Origin of the sequence: Salinimonas lutimaris, from assembly GCF_005222225.1 — a bacterium.
GTDB classification, from domain to species: domain Bacteria; phylum Pseudomonadota; class Gammaproteobacteria; order Enterobacterales; family Alteromonadaceae; genus Alteromonas; species Alteromonas lutimaris.
Window position 1 is genome coordinate 2,224,194 of sequence record NZ_CP036536.1, and the last position, 23,585, is coordinate 2,247,778.

The 23,585-nt window shown below is 48.8% G+C and carries 14 protein-coding genes; 3 read left to right on the forward strand and 11 right to left on the reverse strand.

Annotated features, from left to right (window positions below; translation table 11 throughout):
- Positions 1-47 precede the first annotated feature (47 nt).
- On the forward strand, positions 48-2,873 hold the full coding sequence (locus EZV72_RS09640; protein WP_137167047.1) for a glycoside hydrolase family 16 protein: 2,826 nt from the start codon (positions 48-50) through the stop codon (positions 2,871-2,873).
- An 80-nt stretch (positions 2,874-2,953) separates the two neighbouring features.
- Here the strand turns inward: EZV72_RS09640 and EZV72_RS09645 are convergent, their stop codons facing one another.
- The 10 genes from EZV72_RS09645 to sdhC all read right to left on the reverse strand — a co-directional run bounded on the left by EZV72_RS09645 (position 2,954) and on the right by sdhC (position 19,509).
- Positions 2,954-5,923 carry a TonB-dependent receptor gene (locus EZV72_RS09645; RefSeq protein ID WP_137167048.1) on the reverse strand — a complete coding sequence of 990 codons (2,970 nt, stop codon included), beginning with the start codon at positions 5,921-5,923 and terminating at the stop codon, positions 2,954-2,956.
- A gap of 419 nt (positions 5,924-6,342) precedes the next feature.
- Positions 6,343-9,180, reverse strand: coding sequence for a TonB-dependent receptor (locus EZV72_RS09650; protein WP_137167049.1), 2,838 nt, complete (start codon positions 9,178-9,180; stop codon positions 6,343-6,345).
- Positions 9,181-9,582: 402 nt separating this feature from the next.
- Positions 9,583-10,455 carry a succinate--CoA ligase subunit alpha gene (gene sucD, locus EZV72_RS09655; protein ID WP_137167050.1) on the reverse strand — a complete coding sequence of 291 codons (873 nt, stop codon included), beginning with the start codon at positions 10,453-10,455 and terminating at the stop codon, positions 9,583-9,585.
- Complete coding sequence (sucC, locus tag EZV72_RS09660; RefSeq protein ID WP_137167051.1) at positions 10,455-11,621, reverse strand: ADP-forming succinate--CoA ligase subunit beta; 1,167 nt, start codon at positions 11,619-11,621, stop codon at positions 10,455-10,457. Before sucC ends, sucD begins: the two co-directional genes overlap by 1 nt.
- 153 nt (positions 11,622-11,774) lie before the next feature.
- On the reverse strand, positions 11,775-13,295 hold the full coding sequence (odhB, locus tag EZV72_RS09665; RefSeq protein WP_137168715.1) for a 2-oxoglutarate dehydrogenase complex dihydrolipoyllysine-residue succinyltransferase: 1,521 nt from the start codon (positions 13,293-13,295) through the stop codon (positions 11,775-11,777).
- Positions 13,296-13,304: 9 nt separating this feature from the next.
- The gene (locus EZV72_RS09670; protein WP_137167052.1) at positions 13,305-16,127 is read right to left on the reverse strand and encodes a 2-oxoglutarate dehydrogenase E1 component; all 2,823 of its coding nucleotides are present in this window, start codon (positions 16,125-16,127) and stop codon (positions 13,305-13,307) included.
- Positions 16,128-16,300: 173 nt separating this feature from the next.
- On the reverse strand, positions 16,301-17,011 hold the full coding sequence (locus EZV72_RS09675; RefSeq protein WP_137167053.1) for a succinate dehydrogenase iron-sulfur subunit: 711 nt from the start codon (positions 17,009-17,011) through the stop codon (positions 16,301-16,303).
- 14 nt (positions 17,012-17,025) lie between these two features.
- Positions 17,026-18,792 carry a succinate dehydrogenase flavoprotein subunit gene (gene sdhA / locus EZV72_RS09680; protein ID WP_137167054.1) on the reverse strand — a complete coding sequence of 589 codons (1,767 nt, stop codon included), beginning with the start codon at positions 18,790-18,792 and terminating at the stop codon, positions 17,026-17,028.
- A 1-nt stretch (position 18,793) separates the two neighbouring features.
- Positions 18,794-19,141 (reverse strand): succinate dehydrogenase, hydrophobic membrane anchor protein, encoded by a 348-nt coding sequence (gene sdhD, locus EZV72_RS09685; RefSeq protein ID WP_137167055.1) that lies wholly within the window; start codon positions 19,139-19,141, stop codon positions 18,794-18,796.
- On the reverse strand, positions 19,135-19,509 hold the full coding sequence (gene sdhC / locus EZV72_RS09690; protein ID WP_137167056.1) for a succinate dehydrogenase, cytochrome b556 subunit: 375 nt from the start codon (positions 19,507-19,509) through the stop codon (positions 19,135-19,137). The genes sdhD and sdhC overlap by 7 nt, the downstream gene beginning before the upstream one ends.
- A 680-nt stretch (positions 19,510-20,189) precedes the next feature.
- Here sdhC and EZV72_RS09695 point away from each other — a divergent pair.
- Both EZV72_RS09695 and EZV72_RS09700 read left to right on the forward strand, forming a co-directional pair.
- Positions 20,190-21,470 (forward strand): citrate synthase, encoded by a 1,281-nt coding sequence (locus EZV72_RS09695; RefSeq protein WP_137167057.1) that lies wholly within the window; start codon positions 20,190-20,192, stop codon positions 21,468-21,470.
- A 181-nt stretch (positions 21,471-21,651) separates the two neighbouring features.
- The gene (locus tag EZV72_RS09700) at positions 21,652-22,074 is read left to right on the forward strand and encodes a DUF3429 domain-containing protein (RefSeq protein ID WP_137167058.1); all 423 of its coding nucleotides are present in this window, start codon (positions 21,652-21,654) and stop codon (positions 22,072-22,074) included.
- Between the two features lie 48 nt (positions 22,075-22,122).
- Here the strand turns inward: EZV72_RS09700 and EZV72_RS09705 are convergent, their stop codons facing one another.
- A complete protein-coding gene (locus EZV72_RS09705) occupies positions 22,123-23,583 on the reverse strand; it encodes a phosphohexomutase domain-containing protein (protein ID WP_137167059.1) in 1,461 nt (486 codons plus the stop codon).
- Positions 23,584-23,585: the final 2 nt, after the last annotated feature.

Below are 23,585 nucleotides of genomic sequence, written 5' to 3' on the forward strand. Positions count from 1 at the left end.
GGCAGGTAACCAATATGCCTGCGTAGCAATACAATAAAGGATTCACAATGAAAACATGGTTAAGTCTACTTGCTGTCTGTTGCTCTGTAACACCTGCACTGGCCGACTGGGACCCCGTTTCGTCAGGGCTTACAACAAGTCATAGCCGGCCTGTACTGGACCGGGCTGAAAAAGTGTTTACGATTTATGTAAAACTACACAATACCAGCGACAGCCTGATAGAAGGCCCTTTGCGTTTGTATGTGACGGATAATGTACGTGAGCTGGTCAATGGGCAGCGCGATGAACTAGGACAGTATATCGACATAGCAGCGGGTCGGCTGGAACCGGGAGAACGTCTTGATGTGCCGGTCAGACTTGCCCAGTCGCGAGGCAATTTTCACTTTACTACCCAGGTAAGACAACAAACCCGGCCTGATGACTGGACCCTGGTCTGGCAGGACGAGTTTTCTGCACCAGACATCGATACTCAAAGATGGAGTTTTGAAGAGAATTGCTGGGGGGGCGGCAACAACGAGCAGCAGTGCTATACCGCCCGTGAACAAAATGCATTTATCGAGGATGGCAAGCTTATTATCAGAGCCCTGCGTGAAGACTTCACCGGCGCAGACAACCCTGACGGTAATAGTCAAAGTCAGCGCACCCTGCCCTACACCTCTGCCCGCCTGCGCAGCCTGAATAAAGGCGACTGGACATACGGCAGGTTTGAAATTAATGCAAGACTTCCATTTGGTCAGGGTACCTGGCCGGCCATCTGGATGCTGCCTTCAGACTATCGCTACGGCAGCTGGGCTGCCTCCGGTGAGATTGATATCATGGAAGCGGTTAATCTGAAAGCCAGTTCAGATGATCCTGCCACCCCCGATACTCAGGAAAATCGTATTCACGGTACTCTGCATTACGGCCGTCAGTGGCCTGGCAACGTTTACTCCGGCGCGGCCTATCGGCTGCCGGGAAATATTAATCCGGCGGACGGATTTCATGAATATGCTGTTGAATGGGAAGAAGGTGAAATACGCTGGTATGTTGATGATGTACATTATGCCACGCAAACCGCTGATGGCTGGTATAGTCAGTATCAGGATACGTCGGGACAATGGGCTACCGCACCTTCCCCCGCGCCTTTTAACGAACGCTTTCATTTGTTGCTGAATCTGGCCGTGGGGGGATCATGGGCCGCCAATGTGAATGAAGGCGGTATTGATGAGAGCGTTTTTCCTCAACAGATGGCAATAGACTATGTGCGTGTTTATGAGTGCAGTATAAACCCGGTTAACGGTCAGGGCTGCGCAACCCGGGGCGATAACGCTCAGCAGATTCCGGGGAATCCACCACCAGACATTGCACCGGCATCCAGAATTACCGGGCCACAATGGCATTTGTTTACCGATGCGCTGCCCACAGGCTTTACCTTCGACAGTTATAATCCAGACGGGTCTGTATCGTATTCGCTGACCGAAAGCCATGGCAGTACCGCTGTACAAATCACCCAGACCGGTAGCACCGGCAACCTGTTTATCACCGCACCAGAGCCGGTGGACATAACGGATTTTGGTGAGGTTGGTGTACTCACCTTTGACATCAAAGTCACCGATAATCCGCAAGCCAGCGACATTCTGATAAAAACAGACAGTGGCTGGCCGGCTGTTGCCGATATATCCATCGAAGCGCCTGTCACTACGCAGTGGCAGACTGTCAGCGTGGATATTAAAACGCTGCTGGCAAACGGCAACCGGTATGCGCCCGGCAACACGGCAGACCTTAGTAGTGTGATTAACCCGTTGGTTCTGGAGCCCGCCGGCCCCATGACCTTCGTTATTGATAATATCCGCTACCTGTTTGACGTGTCAGAAAAAAGCAGGATCAGTGTCTTTGATGATGGCCCAGTAGCACCGTTTGCAACCGGTAGCTACGTAGCCAGCGGCAATGTGGATATCACCACACCGGTCAGTGAAGACAGTGCCTATGATATTGTCAGTCAGTTTGCTTTTAATACCCATGAATCCGTGGTGTATTTTCAGGCAGCAGCAGATAGCACTGGCGCACCAACCCAGTTCGATTTAAGCCAGTTTGAATACATTGAGTTTGACCTGAAAGTCATCGAAGATCCCCGGAGCATTCAGGACTTTTATATTAAAATGGATTGTGGTCACCCCTGTGGCAGTGGTGATTTTGCCATTGACGCGCCACAGGCAGGAATATGGACCCATTATAAAATCAGCCTGAACGATTTGGTTATTCAGCCAGGCTCTACGCTGGATTTATCCCGGGTCGATACTCCTCTGGTGATATTTCCTGCCTGGGGCAACCAGCAAGGGGTGGTTATGCAGGTCGATAACATCGAGGTGACCAGAGCCGGTAATCCCACCTCACCACCGAGCGGTCCGGTTGAAATCTCTTCACCCTTTGCCCTGTTTGAGGATACTCTGGCTCCCTACTGGACGTTGTGGGACTGCTGCGCTAATGCGCAGGTTACCGTCAACGACTCTCAGGAAAATCGTACGGTTTTGCTGGACTACTTTGGCCCTTCGCCTACGGTGGCCGGCATGCTCGCTACGCGCCCACATGACATCAGTGCCGGGGATATCAGTGAAATACACTTTGATTTTCGCATGATAACCCCGCCCGACGATGCCAGTGCCAGCATACTACTGAAGGTAGAAAGTTCTGACAGTACATTTGCTGAGGTGAACCTGGCTGATTACGCTGGCGCTCCGCTTACCGATGGTCAGTGGCAGACGATTGTGATTCCGCGCAATGAACTGGAAGCACAGGGCTTAAACCTTAGCAAAATCAATCTGTTTCTGATATTTCCTGAGTGGGGCAAGGCAACCGGCGCGGTACTGGAGCTGGACAATATGATAATGGAATGAAAAAAGGCAGAGCATAGGGCTCTGCCTGTAAAGCCCGGCCAGGGAGGCCGGGTGCGTCCAAGATTCGTAAGTGAAAAGCCTTAGTAGCGGGCTTCGAAGGACAGTCGTACTGAGCGTGGCGCCTGCCACGAATAGGCAGCATCGTAATACTGGTTGTACGTGCCTTCCTCGATTTCATAATGCTCGTTCGGCGACGTCACATCCTGGCTGTTAAAGACGTTAAATACGTTGATAGTGGCACGCATTTCCACTTCTTCGTAGGTAAACATATAGGCAGCTGACACATCCAGATTAAACGTCCATGGGGTACGTCCGGCATCGCCACGCGGGCTGTAACGATACTCGCCATCTTCCAGAATGTAGTAGGTATCACCATAGCTGCCGTACAGATTTGGATCATCACTGGGGTAGCCCCGGCCAAACGCGGTTTTCGGACGACCGCTTTGCAGTGATGAGTTGAAGCCAACTATGAAGTCCTCAGTCACATCATATGAGCCGTAGAATTTAAAGGTATGACGACGGTCATTAGGCTGATAGCCATCAGCGCCATCCATCAGAGCCGGGAAGTCAAAGTCCTGAGTAACACCGGCATCGGCCTGATCGATATCCGACTTAACCGCCCCTTCAAAGTTACCCACGCTGCGCGCCCAGGTATACTGGAAGTTCAGACGATAGATATCTTCAACATAGTTCAGCTTTAACTGTACTGACGTATACTCGTTTTTACCTTCCGGCAGACCCAGCGTTTCTGCCGAGTGGGTCGTTAGAGAGCCTTCATCCGGCGTACCGTCAAACTGATCCAGTCTGGACTCATCCAGCTCAGAACCATTCCAGTAGTAACCGTCTTTGTACCAGCTCATGTCCTCGCCAGGGTTAACCATAACGCAATAAGGATAGGCATAAACACCACAGTAATCATCCAGCGCGGAGGTCACTTCACGATACGTACCGGTCACCTCTGCTGTCAGCTTGTCGTTGACCGCAAACTGATACCCCAGGATGTATTCATCACGAGAAAACGGATCAGCTTCCTGCGCCTGAAATGTTTCCGTCTGAGGGATCTGAGATACCGAACTGGTGGTCTGTGAGTTAGCCGCGCTACCGTTTATCGGATTAATCCCTGTTGGTGCGCCGGTCACGCTATCAATTCCGTTAAAGTTGTAATAGGTGGTGGTATCGCTCACACCTGAGGCAGCACGATAAATCGTATTGTTGGCAATAGGCAGATAGTAACGGCCGTAATTACCATACAGTTTTGATTCGCCGTCGCCATTAACATCCCACGTAAAACCAAGACGTGGTGCAATGTCTGTGTCAAAATCAAACAGCTGCTTCCCTGTTGTACCTGAGCCCTCGAATTTGTCTTTGCGCAGGCCAATTGACAGCATCAGGTCAGGCGTAACCTGCCACTTATCTTCAATATAGTAAGCCGTCAGATTAGACTCAAAAGAACCACCGCCATCAAAAATACGGTCAGATACCAACTCCTGTGCGGCGCCGGTCTCATTGGTGTACAGCTTGCCATTATTACCCTGAATGCTGGAGCCATTGTCCAAAGTAAAGTAGCGATAGGAATGGCCGCCAACCGGAGAGGTCACTCGGGTCGTTTCCCGGTCTTGTTTATCAATACCGGCTTTGATCAGGTGATCGCCCCAGTAATATTCAATATCAAACCGGTACTGGGTATTTTCATCAAAGTTATCACCAAAAGACCCGCCCGGACCACACTGCCCTGCTTCTACCGCCGGATTATCACGTTCGTCACTGATTGTCGGACAATCAAGATTTGTCGGCGTGGTTTCATACTGGGTTTCAATTTCGCCCCACATCGCCGATACCGACAGGTCGTCTGTAATATAACCGGTATAGGTTACGCTTTGCGCTTCACCACCACGCTTACGCAAAAATGAGCCTGTGTAATCGCCGATCTCCATAGTGTCAGGATCATAGGCATAAACATCTTCTACCGCGTCGTTCTGATCAGAATAGGCAAAATAGCTAAGACGGTGACCTTCGATAATATCCCAGTCTACTTTTGCTCCCCAGAACAGGTTGTCTGTTCCGTCAGAGTTACGAAAGCGCATTTCATTGGTTGCAGTATATTGATCACTACCGGAATTGTTGGAGAACTGATAAGAATTGTCCCGTGGGTTTACCAGTGCATAGATAAACAGCTTGTCTTCGATAATCGGGCCTGCCGCTGATACGGTATAGTCCCACTCGTTATCCGTGTCCAGACGGGCATCCCGAAAAACGGAGCGATTTGAACCATAAGAGACATTGCCTTCTTCCTGTAAGCCGTTCGGGCTCCAGTTAGCAGTGAAATCAAACTGCCACTCATTGGTCCCGCTTTTGGTCACCGCATTAATCAGACCCCCTGTGGCACGCCCAAACTCAGCAGAATAACCACCCGTCTTAACCTGAAACTCTTTATACATTTCAAAAGGTACAGCACCACAGCCAAGTCCCTGACGAGTATCCGTAACTTCAAGGCCATTAATATAACAGGCATTTTCAGCCACCGAAGCACCACCAAAGGAAGCCACGTTGCCAAACCCTGAATCACCCTGCACCACACCCGGTGCCAGTAGGGCAACTGCGGTGATATTTCGGGCAATAGGCATACGATCAATTTCTGCTTCACCCAGCACCAGGCCAGAATCGGTGGAGGATAAATCAATCGCCGATACCCGCGCGCCAGTCACTTCGATACGCTCGGCATTCATAGCCGCAATGTTGAAGTCGGCTTGCTGGTTAGAGCCAAGAGACACCCGGATTTGGTCTTCAGCAACCACGGTATCACCGCGTTTAATTTGAATGTTATAGGTGCCGGTATCCATTTTGGCAAAGCGATAGCTGCCTTCTGCATTGACCGAAACGGTGCGTGAAAATCCGGTCTCCGGGTTTGTCGCGGTGACGGTGAGTTCGCCGCCCTGGGCAGACTCGACATTCCCATAAATACTGGATGTGCTGCCGCCGGCTGCCAGCACAGGCGCACTGATGCCGATTGATGCGCCAATGGCCAGCGCAATCAGACTTTTTCTAATCATTAGTTGCTCCCTGGATGACTATTTTATAGTCACTTATTTGTCGTTATTTTTTGACTGAATGTTAATTTATGTAATCAACATTAAGCGCAGGGATACTAGACTTTTGTAGAATTATGTTGCAATAAAAAACACAATATTTAAGGCAGGAATACAGTCAAGAAAGTTAAATTGCAGGAACCTGAGAATTTTGTTTAATTTTATAGCTAAACCATTGAAGATTAGTTAATTTATTAACACATTCGCATGTACGACGAACGTTGCAATAATAAAGATAAAAGCCAGATAACTAGATTTTCGTTAACGTAAATTAAAAAGATCCTATGTTTAATTATAGTTAAAACCATAAATGAATACCGGGCGAAAATAAAAAAGCCGCAGGTGACACGCTGCGGCTTTTGCATAGTTGTATCGCGACTTAATTAAAAGGAATAATTAAACGATACCAGGTAATTTCTGCCATAGGCTTGATACAGGGTCACCTGACGGCTATCTGTACCGGCTGATTGCAGATCATCTTCATCAGTCAGGTTCTGGCCCTGCAGCGTCACCCGCAGACCATCCAGGTAATCGATACCAGACTCACTAAAGTCGTAACCAATCTGTGCATCGACAAAGGTACCACCCTGGTTAGTCGCTTCTGACAACGCAAGGCTCACACCACGGGTCTCACTCAGATAATCAGAACGCTTCGTGCCCGCAACCCGAACTTCAAAACCGGCATTTTCATAATACACAGTCAGGCTGTAGTTTTCTTCTGACAGACCCGGAATACGGGTTTCTGTGGTGCCTGGTGCCGGATCAGCGTTGCCATCAATAAAGGTGGCACTGGCAAATAAACCAAACCCTTGCAGCGAGTCATGAATCAGCTCAGCCGGTAAACTGGTCTGTACTTCCCAGCCGCGTACAAAGCCTTCATAACCATCCTGCGGAGCTGAGCGCTCACCCACAAACAGGTTAGGCGGAAGATTACCGGTTTCATCTGAGCTCTTGTGAATTTCAGGCACATAAAACTCGTTGAAATCAGCGGCAACGGCATTACTGCGGTGCCAGTTTTTCAGGTCTTTAAAGAAGAAAGACAAGGCCACGTAACCGGTATCAGCAAAGTAGTTCTCATACGCCAGATCAATCTGGTTTGCTTCATACGGTTTTAGCTCAGGGTTACCAGAACTTGCACCCCATGGTGTGTTGTCCGGATCAGTTGCCAGCACCTGCGCGTCGTTAAACGAGAATGTCACCTGACTGTTCGGACGCATGTCATCCATGCGTGGACGGGTCAGTACCTTGCTTAGACCAAGACGTACAAACTGCCCTTCGGCAACTTCTGCACTCAGGTTCAGTGTTGGCAGAACATCCGTATAATCAGTACCGCCACTGACCGGGGTGGCATCCACAAAGCCCTGGCTATTAGTCACCGTAGAAAAACCGGTTGAGCTTTGGTCAGCGTGAACAATTTGCAGACCCAGGTTACCGCGGATAAAGATGTCGTTGAACTCAGTTTCAATATCCAGCTTGGTATACAAGGTGGTCAGTTCTTCGTTGACTTCATAGGTATCACCAAGACGATCTGCCTGGACCAGTTTGGCATCCAGTTCGCTGTAGTAACCGCTGTTATAAAGGCCCAGTGCGTCATACGCTAAAATGCCGTTGATCCCGATAAAATCAAGTGGTACTACACCCAGCACGTCAGGGATCTGAGCATCGTCAGGATATTCAGGCGATGTCAGATAAGCGCCTTCATTGATTTTAGACTTGGTACGGTCTGAGTAAATCGCACCCACCTCGATGCCATTAACAAATCCCCAGTCTACGAAACCTTTGGTGCTCAGTCGGAACGTTGTCAGCTCTTCTTCAAAATCAGGGCGGTTAACAAAGCCATCCTGCTGGTCAGAAAAATAAATCTGGTCGCCATTTTCTTCAATCAGTGTCGGCCCCCAGCTTTGCGGTCCGGCCAGACGAATCAGCGACTGATCAGTCAGATCAATCGGTGCAATAGAAGGATGATCAGAGAACATGACGCCGGTAGATGTCATTTCCCATGCACGGGCAGTAATTGGACGCCCCTCTGTACCGGCACGGCCAGTACCTGAGTAGCTTTCTACTTCAGTAATAGTTTTGTTGACTTTACCGGTAGATACATCGGCTGTGACTGTCCAGTCATCGTTTAACAGATACTCAACATTCAGGCCGAATGTTTTCAGATCCGCTTCCTGCTCACGTACGTCATTGCGGATAACACTGTAAAAACCATCCTGATAAGCGCGTGTCGCCAGACCGTTTTCAACTTCCGTTATACCGTAGTCCACCACACCACCCCAGATCGGGCCGCCTTCTTCCACACCACGACGGGCATCTTCTTCTACAAAGTCGATGTACAGGGCATCAAACTGCATGTTCAGTCTGTCAGTCGGGGCCCACTGGATAATGGCCGCCACCGAATCCCGTTCCATCATCGCTGAACGGGCAAAGCTGTCATGGCCACCCAGAATGGAGGTACCGGCAGGAACATCGACCCCGCCTACACCTTTACCGGCTTCGGCTTCAGGATATCCCCAGCCACGAAACTGTTGTTCCTGACGCGGCGATTCCATGGTAGCAAAAGTCAGGGCAATACCCACTTTCTCATCGGCAAACTGATCAATGTAGTTCACTGACAAACGATGGCCATTATCATCAAGATCCGGGTTAGCAGCTTCTTCACCGTTTTGCTCGTAAGTGCCGTTAATGGTAAACGTTTTTTCAGCATACAAAGGCTTAACCGTTTGCAGGTCAACTGAGCCACCGATATTCTGGGTGGTCATTCCGGCTTCGGGTGTTTTGTAAACCAGGATATTAGAGATAATTTCTGTTGGGTACAGGTCAAACTCTACCCCACGGTTATCACCCATACCCAGCAGTTCGCGTCCGTTAAGCGAGGTACCGACGTAGTTTTCATTGAAACCACGAACTGAGATTCCGCTGGTACGGCCGTTACGACGCTCACCGGCCAGACCAGGCAGACGAGAAAGTGACTCTGCAATACTGGTATCAGGCAGCTTACCAATGTCCTCGGCAGACAGGGCTTCAACAATAGAACTGCTGTCCATTTTCAAGGCCTGGGCACGTTGCAGACTGCCACGAATACCAGAAACTTCGATAACTTCTACGTTGTTGTCGGCGTTTTGCGCAGCGGCGTCCTGCGCCAGTGTAGCGGTACTGAATGTTGCCAGACCACTTGCAATTAACGCGGTACTGATCAGATTAGGTTTAAAGTGCTTCATGTGTTTTGTCCCATTACTATCTTTGTCCCCCTGCCGCTGTTGTTGTTGCTGTGGCAGGCCAGATGTAAAAACTGGGTAAATCCTATCTTTATGCACACGTCTGCTCAATCTTATGCATACGTATTCATAAATTTATTTATACATTTAGTTAACAGGAGAACACAAAAATAAGGGTCAAACACACATTATTTATTATTGTAAATAACTGAATATGCTCGAATTACAGGCTTATTTTAAGATAGCTTGAGCCGGCGACTAATAAATTTTGAACAGGATGTAAAAGGAAGGAGACGCTGAAAAGCCGTATGTTTGAAAAATGTTAGTTTCGACGGAGATAAAATTTACCTAAAAAAAAGCCCGCTATCAGCGGGCTTTAATACATTATTGCTATAGCAGCATGACTTACCAGCCAGTTGCTTCGCGCAGTGCTTTACCGATATCAGCCAGTGAACGTACTGTCTTAACACCCGCGTCTTCAAGCGCAGCAAATTTTTCGTCAGCAGTACCTTTACCGCCAGCAATGATCGCACCGGCGTGGCCCATACGCTTGCCCGGAGGTGCAGTAACACCAGCAATGTAAGAAACAACCGGCTTGGTTACATTTGCTTTGATAAATGCAGCCGCTTCTTCTTCTGCGGTACCGCCGATTTCACCGATCATCACAATCGCTTCAGTTTGCGGATCTTCCTGGAACATTGTCAGGATATCGATGAAGTTTGAGCCAGGGATCGGGTCACCACCAATACCAACACAGGTAGACTGACCAAAGCCTTCGTCAGTGGTTTGCTTAACCGCTTCGTACGTTAGTGTACCAGAGCGAGAAACAATGCCTACTTTACCAGGCTTGTGGATGTGACCAGGCATGATACCAATTTTAGACTCTCCTGGTGTAATAACACCCGGACAGTTTGGACCAATCAGGCGTACACCTTTGGCTTCTACGTATTCTTTCACGTAAAGCATATCCAGTGTAGGAATACCTTCAGTAATACAAACAATCAGTTCGATACCAGCATCGGCAGCTTCAACGATTGAATCTTTACAGAAAGGAGCAGGAACATAAATAACCGACGCTGTGGCGCCAGTTTGCTCAACCGCTTCGCGAACTGTGTTAAATACAGGCAGACCCAGGTGCTCTGTACCACCTTTTCCAGGTGTTACACCGCCAACCATTTGCGTACCGTATGCAATCGCTTGCTCAGAGTGGAATGTACCCTGACCACCAGTAAAACCCTGGCAGATTACTTTTGTGTCTTTATTGATTAATACAGACATTATTTGCCCTCCGCAGATGCAACAACTTTCTGCGCTGCATCAGTCAGCGATTCTGCAGCAATGATATCCAGACCTGAATTAGCCAGAACTTCACGGCCCAGTTCAGCGTTAGTTCCTTCAAGACGAACAACAACAGGAACATTTACGCCAACTTCTTTAACCGCGCCAATGATACCTTCTGCAATCATGTCACAACGAACGATACCGCCGAAGATATTAACCAAAACAGCTTTTACATTGCTGTCAGACAGGATAATTTTGAATGCTTCTGCTACACGCTCTTTGGTCGCGCCGCCACCAACATCCAGGAAGTTAGCTGGCTTGCCGCCGTGCAGGTTTACGATATCCATCGTACCCATTGCCAGGCCTGCACCGTTAACCATACAGCCAACGTTGCCGTCCAGCGCTACGTAGTTCAGTTCAAACTGAGCGGCGTGCGCTTCACGAGAATCTTCCTGTGAAGGATCGTGCATCGCTTTTACTTTAGGCTGACGGTACAGAGCATTACCATCGATACCAACTTTGGCATCCAGACAGTGCAGGTTGCCATCAGTTTTAATTACCAGAGGGTTAATCTCAATCAGGGCGACGTCCAGCTCTTCAAACATTTTCGCCAGACCCATAAAGATCTTAACAAATTGCTTAATTTGGTCGCCTTCAAGGCCCAGTTTAAACGCCATTTCGCGCGCCTGATAAGGCTGAGGACCAACAATTGGGTCGATTTCAGCTTTCAGGATTTTTTCCGGCGTTTCTTCTGCAACAGTTTCGATTTCAACACCGCCTTCTGTTGAAGCCATGAATACAACGCGACGTGTACCACGGTCAACGACTGCACCCAGGTACAGTTCATTAGCGATATCTGTGCAAGATTCAACCAGGATTTTGCTCACAGGCTGACCATTTTCGTCAGTCTGGAAGGTCACCAAGTTTTTGCCTAGCCAGTTTTCAGCAAACGCGCGGATGTCGTCTTTGTTTTTGAACAGCTTAACGCCGCCCGCTTTACCGCGACCACCTGCGTGGACCTGACATTTTACAACCCATTCTTCACCGCCAACGCGGTCTGCCGCTTCAACAGCACCTTCTGGCGTGTCTGATGCGTATCCTTCAGAAACAGGCAAGCCGTATTCTTTGAATAGCTGCTTACCTTGGTATTCATGCAAATTCATGGTGTTTCTTTCCGATTTTTAGTAAGACAAAAGCCGCTTGCAGCGACTTGATTAACTTGACCGACAAGCCCTCGGGCCTGCCGCCGTTGTGTCAAATGCTACCCAAGGATACCTTCAGGCAGCATCTGCACACAATTCTTTGAGACAAAAGTCTTAAACGTCCAGTAGCAGACGCGTAGGATCTTCCAGCATCTCTTTCACTGTTACCAGGAAGCCAACTGACTCTTTTCCGTCAATAATACGGTGGTCGTATGACAAGGCCAGGTACATCATTGGCAGGATTTCTACCTTGCCATTAACCGCCATTGGGCGTTCCTGAATCTTATGCATACCCAGGATAGCGCTTTGCGGCGGGTTAATGATTGGCGTAGAAAGCAGAGAACCGAACACACCACCATTAGTGATAGTGAAGTTACCACCCTGCAGCTCTGCCAGCGTCAGCTTACCGTCACGGCCTTTAATAGCTAACTCTTTGATGCCTTTTTCTACCCCAGCCATGCCCAGGCTGTCAGTGTCTTTCAGTACTGGCGTTACCAGGCCGCGAGGCGTAGATACCGCGATAGAGATGTCAAAGTAGTTATGATAACAAATATCATCGCCGTCCAGTGACGCATTCACCTCAGGGAAGCGCTTCAGTGCTTCTGTTACAGCTTTCACGTAGAAAGACATAAAGCCCAGACGAATACCGTGACGCTTTTCAAAGCTGTCCTGATACTGCTTGCGCAGATCCATAATAGGCTTCATGTTTACTTCGTTGAACGTAGTCAGCATGGCCGTTGAGTTTTTAGCTTCCAGCAGACGGTTGGCGATAGTTTTACGCAAACGCGTCATCGGTACCCGCTTCTCAGTACGGTTACCCGCCGGCAGATCTTCTGCCTGTGTCGTTGCAGCAGGTGCAGCAGCTTTGCTGCTGTCGCTGCCAGACTTCAGGTACTGCTCAACATCTTCTTTAGTGATTCGGCCATTTTTACCTGTGCCCTTCACTTTAGCAGCATCCACGCCTTTTTCAGCCAGCAAACGACGCACTGACGGGCTCAGCGCATCGCTGTCTTCGCTGTCGGACTCTTCTGCTGTATCCTGCTGTGGTGCCGCGCCAGACGCTGCACCTTCAACAAACTTGGCAATGACTTCTTCAGCCGTCACAGTAGCGCCTTCTTCAGCCAGAATTTCGGCCAGCGAACCATCAGCCGGAGCAACCACTTCAAGTACTACTTTGTCTGTTTCAATATCAACCAGATTCTGGTCGCGGCTTACCTGCTCGCCTACCGACACATGCCAGGTAGCGATGGTCGCATCAGCCACAGATTCAGGCAGCACCGGTACTTTCACATCACTGGTTTTGCCGCTAGCCGCAGGCTTGGAATCTTCAGAGTCAGATTTTTCAGGCTTGGCTTCTGCCGCCGGAGCGTCTTTCTTGTCGCCGGCAGCGGCTTTACCGCCTTCTTCCAGCTTTGCGATGACTTGTTCGCCCAGTACGGTGGCACCTTCTTCGTCAGTGATTTCACCCATTACACCATCAGCCGGCGCAACAACCTCTAACACCACTTTATCAGTTTCAATATCAACCAGGTTCTGGTCACGGGTTACCTTGTCGCCGGTCTTCACGTGCCAGGTTGCAATCGTGGCATCGGCAACTGACTCAGGTAGGACCGGAACTTTAATCTCAATTGTCATCATTGTTCCTTATTTAATCGTGAGTGCGTCTTCAACCAGGGCTTTTTGTTGCTGGTTGTGGACTGATACATAACCTACGGCAGGTGAAGCCGATGCTTCACGGCCTGCATACGTTAGTTTAGCGCCCTGAGGAATGGCAGCCCAGAAATGGTGCTGGCTGTTATACCATGCGCCCTGGTTCTGCGGCTCTTCCTGACACCAAACCCAATCTTTAACATGGCTGTACTGGGCGACAACTTTAGCACATTCTTCTGAAGGGAAAGGATAAAGCTGCTCTAAACGTACAATTGCCACATCTGTTTGCTCATTTTTGCGGCGCTGGTCAAGCAGATCGTAGTAAACCTTACCTGAACACATCACCACACGCTCGACGCCAGCCGGATCAATATCATCGATTTCATCGATAACATTGTGGAAAACACCGCTTGCCAGTTCTTCCAGTGACGAGGTCGCCTGGGCATGACGTAGCAGAGATTTAGGTGACATCACAATCAGTGGTTTACGCATAGGGCGTACAATCTGACGACGAAGCATGTTGAACACCTGAGCCGGCGTAGACGGTACACACACCTGCCAGTTGTGATCTGCACACATTTGCAGGAAGCGCTCAAGACGCGCCGAGCTATGCTCCGGACCCTGACCTTCATAGCCATGTGGCAGCAGCACTGTCAGGCCGCACAAACGACCCCATTTGGCTTCGCCTGAACTCAGGAACTGGTCAAACACCACCTGTGCGCCATTGGCAAAGTCACCGAACTGGGCTTCCCACACAGTCAGACAATCTGGCTCTGCTGTCGCAAAACCATATTCAAATGCCATCACGGCTTCTTCTGACAACACAGAGTCGTAAATTTCAATATCGCCCTGGCCTTCACGAATATGCTGCAGTGGCATGTGAGTAGACGCATCTGTCTGATTATGCAGTACGGCATGACGGTGGAAGAAGGTACCACGACCAGAATCCTGACCGGTGATACGAATATCAGTACCTCCATCAACCAAGCTGGCATACGCCAGGTTTTCTGCCATACCCCAGTCCAGCAGTTTGTCGCCGGCAATCATGGCTTTACGATCCTGATACAGCTTATTTACCCGTGAATGCAGTTTAAATTCTTCCGGATAATCGACCAGACGCTCGCCCAGTGCTTTAAGCTTATCAACCGACAGCGAACCGTCGTAAGACGTATCCCAGTCATGGCCCAGATAAGGTGACCAGTCGACGGAGTGTTCTGTCATCGGACGCCATTCGTCAACCACACAGGCTCCGTGGTCAAGCGCAGCCCGATAATCTTCCAGCATCTTGTCGGCATCACGTTGTTCAATAGCGCCTTCGGCAACCAGCTGGTCCGCATACAATGCGCGCGGCACAGGATGCTTTTTCACTTTCTGGTACATCAGAGGCTGAGTCGCGTTTGGCTCATCGGCTTCGTTGTGACCGTGGCGGCGATAGCACACCAGGTCAATAACCACGTCTTTCTTAAACTTATTGCGGTATTCCAGCGCCAGCTTGGTAACAAACAGTACAGCTTCAGGATCATCCGCGTTAACGTGGAAGATCGGCGCCTGAACCATTTTGGCAATGTCAGTGCAATATTGAGTAGAACGGGTATCTTCAATTTTTGACGTGGTGAAACCCACCTGGTTGTTGATGACGATACGTACTGTACCACCCACCGCAAAACCACGGGTTTGTGACATATTGAAGGTTTCCTGCACAACCCCCTGCCCGGCAATGGCAGAGTCACCGTGAATGGTGATAGGCAGAACTTTACTGGAATCATTATTACGACGGACCAGACGAGCACGGACTGAACCCATTACCACCGGATTAACAATCTCAAGGTGAGACGGGTTGAACGCCAGCGCCAGGTGAACATTACCGCCCGGCGTAGCAAAATCTGATGAATAACCAGCATGGTATTTCACATCACCAGAACCCAGACTGTCGTCATGTTTACCGGCAAACTCGTCAAACAGCACAGACGGGTTTTTACCTAATACGTTAACCAGTACGTTCAGACGGCCACGGTGAGCCATGCCCACAACCACTTCTTTAGTGCCCGCTGTACCGGCTTCGGTAATTAAGCCTTTAAGCATTGGGATTAATGCATCACCGCCTTCAAGAGAAAAGCGCTTAGCACCAGGGAATTTTGAGCTCAGGTATTTTTCCATACCGTCTGCTGCAACCAGCCCTTTCAGAATGCTTAATTTTTGTTCTTTAGCGATTTCAGGCTTGGCCTGAACCGATTCAATTTTCTGCTGTAACCACCGCTTTTGCTCAGTATCGGTAATGTGCATGTACTCTGCACCGATAGAGCCACAGTAGGTGCGATTCAACGACTTAAACAGTTCGCCCAGCGACATAGAGTCGCCACCGTAGGCATAAGAACCGGTGTTGAATACCGTATCGAAGTCTTCTTCAGACAGGCTGTGGTGGGATAATTCCAGATCGCGAACACGTGCTTGTTGCCACAAACCCAGTGGGTCAAGGTTAGCGTGCTGATGACCGCGGAAACGGAATGCATTAATAAGTTGCAAAACCTTAACCTGACGGCCGTCGGAAGCGGTGGCATTATCACCTGCTGACGGGGAGGACATTCGTGCGGCCGGACCTAGTGAAGCCAGCTTTCGGAACTGGTCACGAATGGTAGTATGATTATTTTCTAATTCTGCGCCTTCGACTTTTGGAAGGCTATCGAAGACCTGTTTCCAGGAATCTGAAACACTGTGCGGATCTTCGAGGTACATTTCGTACAACTCTTCGACATAGGAGGCGTTAGCGCCAGCCATATGCGATGAATCCCACCATGCTTTCATCACGCTTTCTTGCATTTTTGTGCCTTGCTACGTTTTGTAAAAACTGAAATAACACGAGGCGCTATTATGACTGTTATTTACAACAGAACCAACCATTTAGGCCACGTATACAAAAAAAATAGCCATCCGCTTAGGGATGGCCATTTAGAGCATTACATTCCGTAAAATATCTTTTACAGAAAAAGTAACTAAACAGCCCGTTGAAGCAGCATCGATTTAATCTGACCGATGGCTTTTGTAGGGTTTAGACCTTTAGGACAAACACTGACGCAGTTCATGATGCCATGACAGCGGAATACGCTGAAAGCGTCATCAAGGTCGTTCAGGCGTTCATCAGTCGCCGTATCACGGCTGTCGATCAGAAAACGATATGCATGCAACAATCCGGCCGGACCAATAAATTTGTCCGGGTTCCACCAGAATGACGGGCAAGATGTTGAACAGCATGCACAAAGAATACATTCGTACAGTCCATCCAGCTTGGCGCGTTCTTCCGGTGACTGCAAATGCTCCCGTGCCGGTGGCTGTTTGCTGTCGTTAATAAGAAACGGTTTAATTTTCTCATACTGAGTGTAGAACTGTGTCATGTCAACCACAAGGTCACGTACCACAGGCAGACCCGGTAGTGGACGTACCACAATCTTTCCCTTACCCAGCGCAGAGATTGGCGTAATACATGCCAGGCCGTTTTTGCCGTTCATGTTAACACCGTCTGAACCACACACACCTTCACGGCATGAGCGACGGAACGATAATGTCGGGTCCTGCTCTTTTAGCTTAAGCAGTACGTCTAACACCATCAGATCCACATCATCGTCTACAGTCAGTTTGTAATCCTGCATCCGCGGTTTGTTATCAACCTCAGGGTTGTAACGATAAATTGAGATATTTAAATCCATACTGGTCACCCCTCTTAATATGAACGCGCTTTAGGTGGGAACGCTTCCCGCATCTTAGGCGACATATTGACTTCACGTTTCAACATCTGTTCATCTTCCGGACGGTAGATGCTGTGACATAGCCAGTTTGCATCATCCCGGTCAGGATAATCGAAACGACTGTGTGCGCCACGGCTTTCAGTACGGAAGTTGGCAGCCACTGCTGTGCTGTACGCGGTTTCCATCAGGTTATCTAATTCCAGACACTCAATACGCTGGGTGTTGAAATCTTTACTCTTATCATCCAGACGTGCATGTTGCAGACGCTCACGAATTTCACGTAACTCTTTCAGGCCATCGGCCATGGCGTCACCTTCACGGAATACCGAGAAGTTAAGCTGCATACATTTCTGCATGTCTTTCTTAATCTGAACCGGATCTTCGCCCTTCTCAGAATTTTCCCAACGGTTAAAGCGTGACATTGCCGCTTCAAGGTCAGACTCGCTGGCGTCTCGGGTCGGAGCCAGTTCGTTTAATTTTTCACCCAGGTGCAGGCCGGTCGCACGACCGAATACCACCAGATCAAGTAGCGAATTACCGCCCAATCGGTTGGCACCGTGTACAGATACACACGCAATTTCACCACAGGCAAACAGACCGTTAACCACCTGGTCCTGACCATTTTCATCAACCCGCAGAGCCTGGCCGTGAACATTAGTCGGAATACCACCCATCATATAGTGACAGGTTGGAATAACCGGAATGGGTTCTTTTACCGGATCAACGTGAGCAAAAGTACGTGACAGTTCCAGAATGCCTGGCAAACGTGACTCAAGGACGTCTTTACCCAGGTGATCCAGCTTCAGTTTAAGGTGTGTACCCCATGGGCCTTCACAACCACGACCTTCGCGAATCTCAGTCATCATCGAGCGGGCAACAACGTCACGACCAGCAAGGTCTTTGGCGTTAGGCGCATAACGCTCCATAAAACGTTCACCGTCTTTATTCAGCAGGTAACCACCTTCACCACGACACCCTTCTGTTACCAGGGTACCGGCACCGGCGATACCGGTTGGGTGGAACTGCCACATTTCCATATCCTGTACAGAAACGCCTGCACGCAGTGCCATACCAACGCCGTCACCGGTGTTGATGTGTGCGTTAGTGGTAGAGGCAAAGATACGGCCAGCACCACCGGTTGCCAATACAACCGCACGGGCTTTGAAGTAAACCACTTCACCGGTTTCAATATCAATGGCAGTACAGCCAACCACGTCACCGTCCTGGTTTTTCACCAGATCTAGTGCGTACCATTCACTGAATACTTTGGTTTTGTTTTTCACATTTTGCTGATAAAGCAGGTGCAGCAGGGCGTGACCAGTACGGTCGGCAGCGGCCGCCGTACGCGCTGCCTGCTCGCCGCCAAAGTTCTTGGACTGACCGCCAAACGGACGCTGATAAACTTTACCATTTTCAAAACGGGAGAAAGGCAGGCCCATGTTTTCCATTTCAAGAATGGCTTTCGGACCAGTATTACACATGTACTCAATAGCGTCCTGATCACCAATGTAATCAGACCCTTTTACCGTATCGTACATATGCCATTCCCAGTTATCTTCATGGGAATTGCCCAGTGCAACAGTAATACCGCCTTGTGCGGATACTGTGTGCGAACGGGTAGGAAATACCTTCGATAGCAGTGCACAGGACTTGCCCGACTGCGAAATTTGCAGTGCAGCACGCATACCTGCACCACCGGCGCCAATTACGATGGCGTCAAATTCATGTACCGGTAAACTCATATTACACACCCCACAGAACAAACAGACCAACCAGCACGTACGCGAACGCAATCAGGTTCAGCACCCACTGTACGATCATACGTACAGACGACGCTTTCACATAATCGGTTAATACCTGCCACAGGCCGATGCGTACGTGAATCATAATAGAGACTAGGGTAGCCATGGTGAATACTTTCATCACCAGGCCAGAGAATAACCCGTGCCATGCAACAAAGGTGATCTCGTCAGTGGAGATGAAAAACCACGCCATATAAAGCGTGAATGCAAAAATAACGGCTGCAGTTGCGCGCAGTGAGACGTAATCCTGAATTCCGTTACGTTTGATGCTGGCCTGATTCGTTACCATAGTACTACTCCCAATACGACGGTCAGTACAATCCACAGCGCAATGATTGCTTTTGCGCTCAGGTTGCCCGACTCAAGTTCTTCCCAGTGTCCCATGTCCATAATGACGTGACGTACGCCACCCAGAATGTGATAGGTCAATGCTGACAAGGTACCAATCGCAATTACTTTACCGAAAACGCCGGCCATCAGTGACTGCACCTGCTCAAAGCCTTCAGGCGAAGACACAGAGACGGCCCAGGCCCAAATAACAATAAGCAGCGCGAAGAACATCGCCACGCCCGTAATACGGTGAAGAATTGACGAAATAGCAGAAGGAGGAAATTTAATTGTATTGAGGTCTAAATTTACTGGTCTTTGCTTTTTCACAATGTATGCCTGTTTATATCCGTAGGGACAATGAATTACTCGTTTTTCTTATGTCCTGACTGAGCAATTCCGTTTATTTACTGTTAAATCTTTCATCCATGAATTGTTAACAATTTGTGAATTTATATTGCTTGGTTTATGTTTAGATATTACCAGAAATCAAGCACGGCTGAGTATATCTACCGCACTGTATAATTACAATTTTTTGTAATACTCTTAAACTATAGTCTTAGAAACCCTATTTTCAGTTAACTTCTGGTTGTAAAGCTGATCTAACCTGTTAACCTTAGCGTTGTCTAAAACATCTTTATATTATCAGTACCCGCCCGTGATAACTACCGGACACTGTCTGTAATAACAAACAGCTGACCGCACCAATTGCCGTATCAATCTAAACAAACAATTGGAACTTACTGTTTTGTCAAAATAAACTATGGCAACAGTTGGCTGCGCCGGTATCGACGGCAAGGGGTAACAGAATAAGTGAAGATTTTTTAATTGCCGGTTGGCAGAAGAGGCAATTCATAAAATAATTATATCTAGAATATTTATTGTACGAATTTGCATTTAAATTGACTTCTTAGTGCATAATAAAGTACAAATACGCCACTTTTCCAAGCAAACCGGCCAATTTTTGACGATTTTGCTACAAAGCAGAACCATTCTGAGGAGAGCATTTTATGGCAGATCAAAAAGCCATTCTTAAAGCGGGCGACAAGGAAATCGAACTTCCTATTCTGTCCGGTACTGAAGGACAAGACGTAATTGATGTACGTTCACTGGGAGCCCACGGTTATTTCACCTATGACCCTGGCTTTTTGGCGACAGGATCTTGCGAGTCAGAGATAACATACATCGATGGCGCCAAAGGCGTACTATTACATCGTGGTTATCCTATTGAGGAACTGGCCCGTGACGCAGACTATTTAGAAGTATGTTACATGCTGCTAAATGGTGAAGCGCCTGACAAAGAACAATACGAAGAGTTTCGTGCAACTATTACCCGTCACACCATGGTCCACGAACAAATTAACATGTTCTTCCATGGCTTCCGTAACGACGCCCACCCAATGGCAATGTTATGCGGCACGGTAGGTGCAATGTCATCGTTCTACCACAGCGACCTGGACGTGGCTAACCCTGACGAGCGTATGCGCAGTGCTCACCGTCTGATTGCAAAAATGCCAACGTTGGTAGCCATGTGCTACAAGTACAACATTGGTCAGCCGTTTGTATACCCTCGTAACGACTTAAGCTATGCCGCTAACTTCCTGAACATGATGTTCTCTGTGCCGGCCGAAGATTACCAAATCAGCCCGGCGGTTGAGCGTGCTATGGACCGCATCTTCACGCTGCATGCAGACCATGAGCAAAATGCGTCTACCTCAACAGTCCGTTTAGCCGGTTCATCAGGTGCTAACCCTTATGCGTGTATTGCAGCGGGTGTTGCTTCTCTGTGGGGCCCTGCTCACGGTGGCGCAAACGAAGCCTGTCTGACCATGCTTGAAGAAATCGGCAGTGTTGACCGGATTCCAGAATTTATTGAACGTGCGAAAGACAAAAACGACCCGTTTCGTCTGATGGGCTTTGGCCACCGCGTTTATAAAAACCATGACCCACGCGCTACCGTAATGCGTGAAAGCTGCCATGAAGTACTGCAGGAACTGAATGTTCAGGACCCGCTGCTTGATGTTGCCATGGAACTGGAAAAAATTGCTTTGAACGATACGTACTTTGCTGAGAAGAAACTGTTCCCGAACGTCGATTTCTACTCAGGTATCATCTTAAAAGCGATTGGTATCCCAACAAATATGTTTACCTGTATCTTTGCCCTGTCTCGTACTGTTGGCTGGATTTCACACTGGCATGAAATGATGAGCGATCCTAAACAAAAGATCGGTCGTCCTCGTCAGCTTTATACCGGCTACAACCAGCGTAAATATACACCGATCAAAAAATAAGATTGATTTCGCGGCCACCTGGTGTGGTAACGCGACCATAAAATAGCGCCTCCGGGCGCTATTTTTGTTTCTGACAGCGTTAAACAAATTCAGAGGCCTGGCGGTATACAAGTGGTGGGTTGCTACCAAGAAACCAGCTAGCCCTGATTGACTATTTACCTAACAGATTAAAGGAGAATTCATGCCCTACCCAGCCGTATTTCTTGGTATTGCCGGTCTGATTCCGTTTATTGCCATGCCATTGCTGATGCTAAGCGGAGGGCTTGGAGAGTTTCAGGCATTACATTATTTTACCCAGTACTCAGCGGTACTGCTGTCCTTTTTTGGCGGTGTACATTGGTACGATGCCGTTTCTAACAAGCGCACTAATCACCAGTTATATGTAGCTATGCTACCTACGATTATTGGCTGGTTATGTCTGGTATGGGGCGCCGATGTCCGGGCGCTTGGCGTATTGTCAATAGCCTATCTGGCGGTGCTGTTTTATGACAAATTCACGCTGGCTTTGCCTAAAGATATGATCATGAGTTACGCCGCAGTACGAACCGGGCTTACTACCGTGGTGGTGCTATGCCACGCAGCCATGATTTTTTTGATGCGCTAAAAAAATAAGCCAGCAATTGCTGGCTTATTTTATTTAAGTATTCGGTGATTACTCGGCCCGAATCATGGCGAGCAATTCGGCGGTTTTTTCTTCCATTAAAGGAATATCGCCTTTTGACTCTACATTAAGACGAATCACCGGCTCGGTATTTGATTTACGCAGGTTAAAGCGCCAGTTACCAAATTCCAGACCGATACCGTCAGTTTCGTCGATCGCTGTTGCTGACGGTTTATAGTGATTCAGTACCCGTTCCAGCGCTGCATCAGCATCTTTCAGTTTACTGTTAATCTCACCTGAAGACGGATACGCACGGATACGTTGTTCAACCAGAGATTCCAGCGACTGTTCTTTGGTACATAATAGCTCTGCCACCAGCAGCCATGGGATCATGCCGGTATCGCAATAAGCAAAATCACGGAAATAATGGTGCGCACTCATCTCGCCACCATAAACGGCATCTTCTTTACGCATGCGCTCTTTGATAAACGCATGACCGGTCTTGCATTTCACCGGTGTGCCACCTGCGGTGTTCACAATATCTTCGGTGTTCCAGTACAGACGCGGATCGTAAATGATTTTCGATGACGGATCTTTGTCAAGGAATGCCTGGGCCAGCAGACCAACAATGTAATAGCCTTCGATAAACTGGCCTTTGGCGTCGAACAGGAAGCAGCGGTCAAAGTCGCCGTCCCATGCAATGCCAAAATCGGCTCCACTGTCTTTAACCGCCTGAGCGGTGTCTGCGCGGTTCTCCGGCAACAGTGGGTTAGGGATTCCATTGGGGAAAGTGGCATCAGGCTGGTGATGTACTTTCACAAACTCAATAGGAATACTGCGCTCTTTAAAGGCCGCTTCAATGGCGTCAATCGCTTTACCGGCTGCACCATTACCCGCATTAGCCACCAGCTTCATAGGTTTGAAGTTGGCCGGGTCCACATAGCCCAGGATATGTTCCACATACGCTGCCGTACAATCGGTAGTCTCATACTGACCCGATGCCTGCAAAACAGACAACTGAATATGCGCCGTGCCGTGATAAAACGCATCGGCATCAATGGTTTTGCCGCCAGTGTAATGCGCCAGACGCGCAACAACCTGTTCGTCATCCAGTGCTTCTGCCGCATCTTTAATGGCATTAAGGCCGGTATCACCACTGATCGGAATGGCATCGGCTTTTACCAGTTTCATCCCGTTGTAGTTAATCGGGTTGTGACTGGCTGTTACCTCAATACCACCATCTACTTTGAGATGTTTGGTAGCAAAATAAATTTCTTCGGTACCGGTCATACCAATATCCAGCACACTGGCGCCGCCGTCTATCAGGCCGGCAGCCAGTGCCAGTTTCAGTGGCTCGGATGTCATTCTGACATCCCCACCCACAACAACCGTGCGGGCAGCCAGTACACTGGAAAATGCATAACCAATACGATAAGCGACGTTCTCGTCCAGCTGTTCGTTCAATTCACCGCGAATATCGTAGGCTTTAAAACAGGTAATTTGTTTAGTCATGC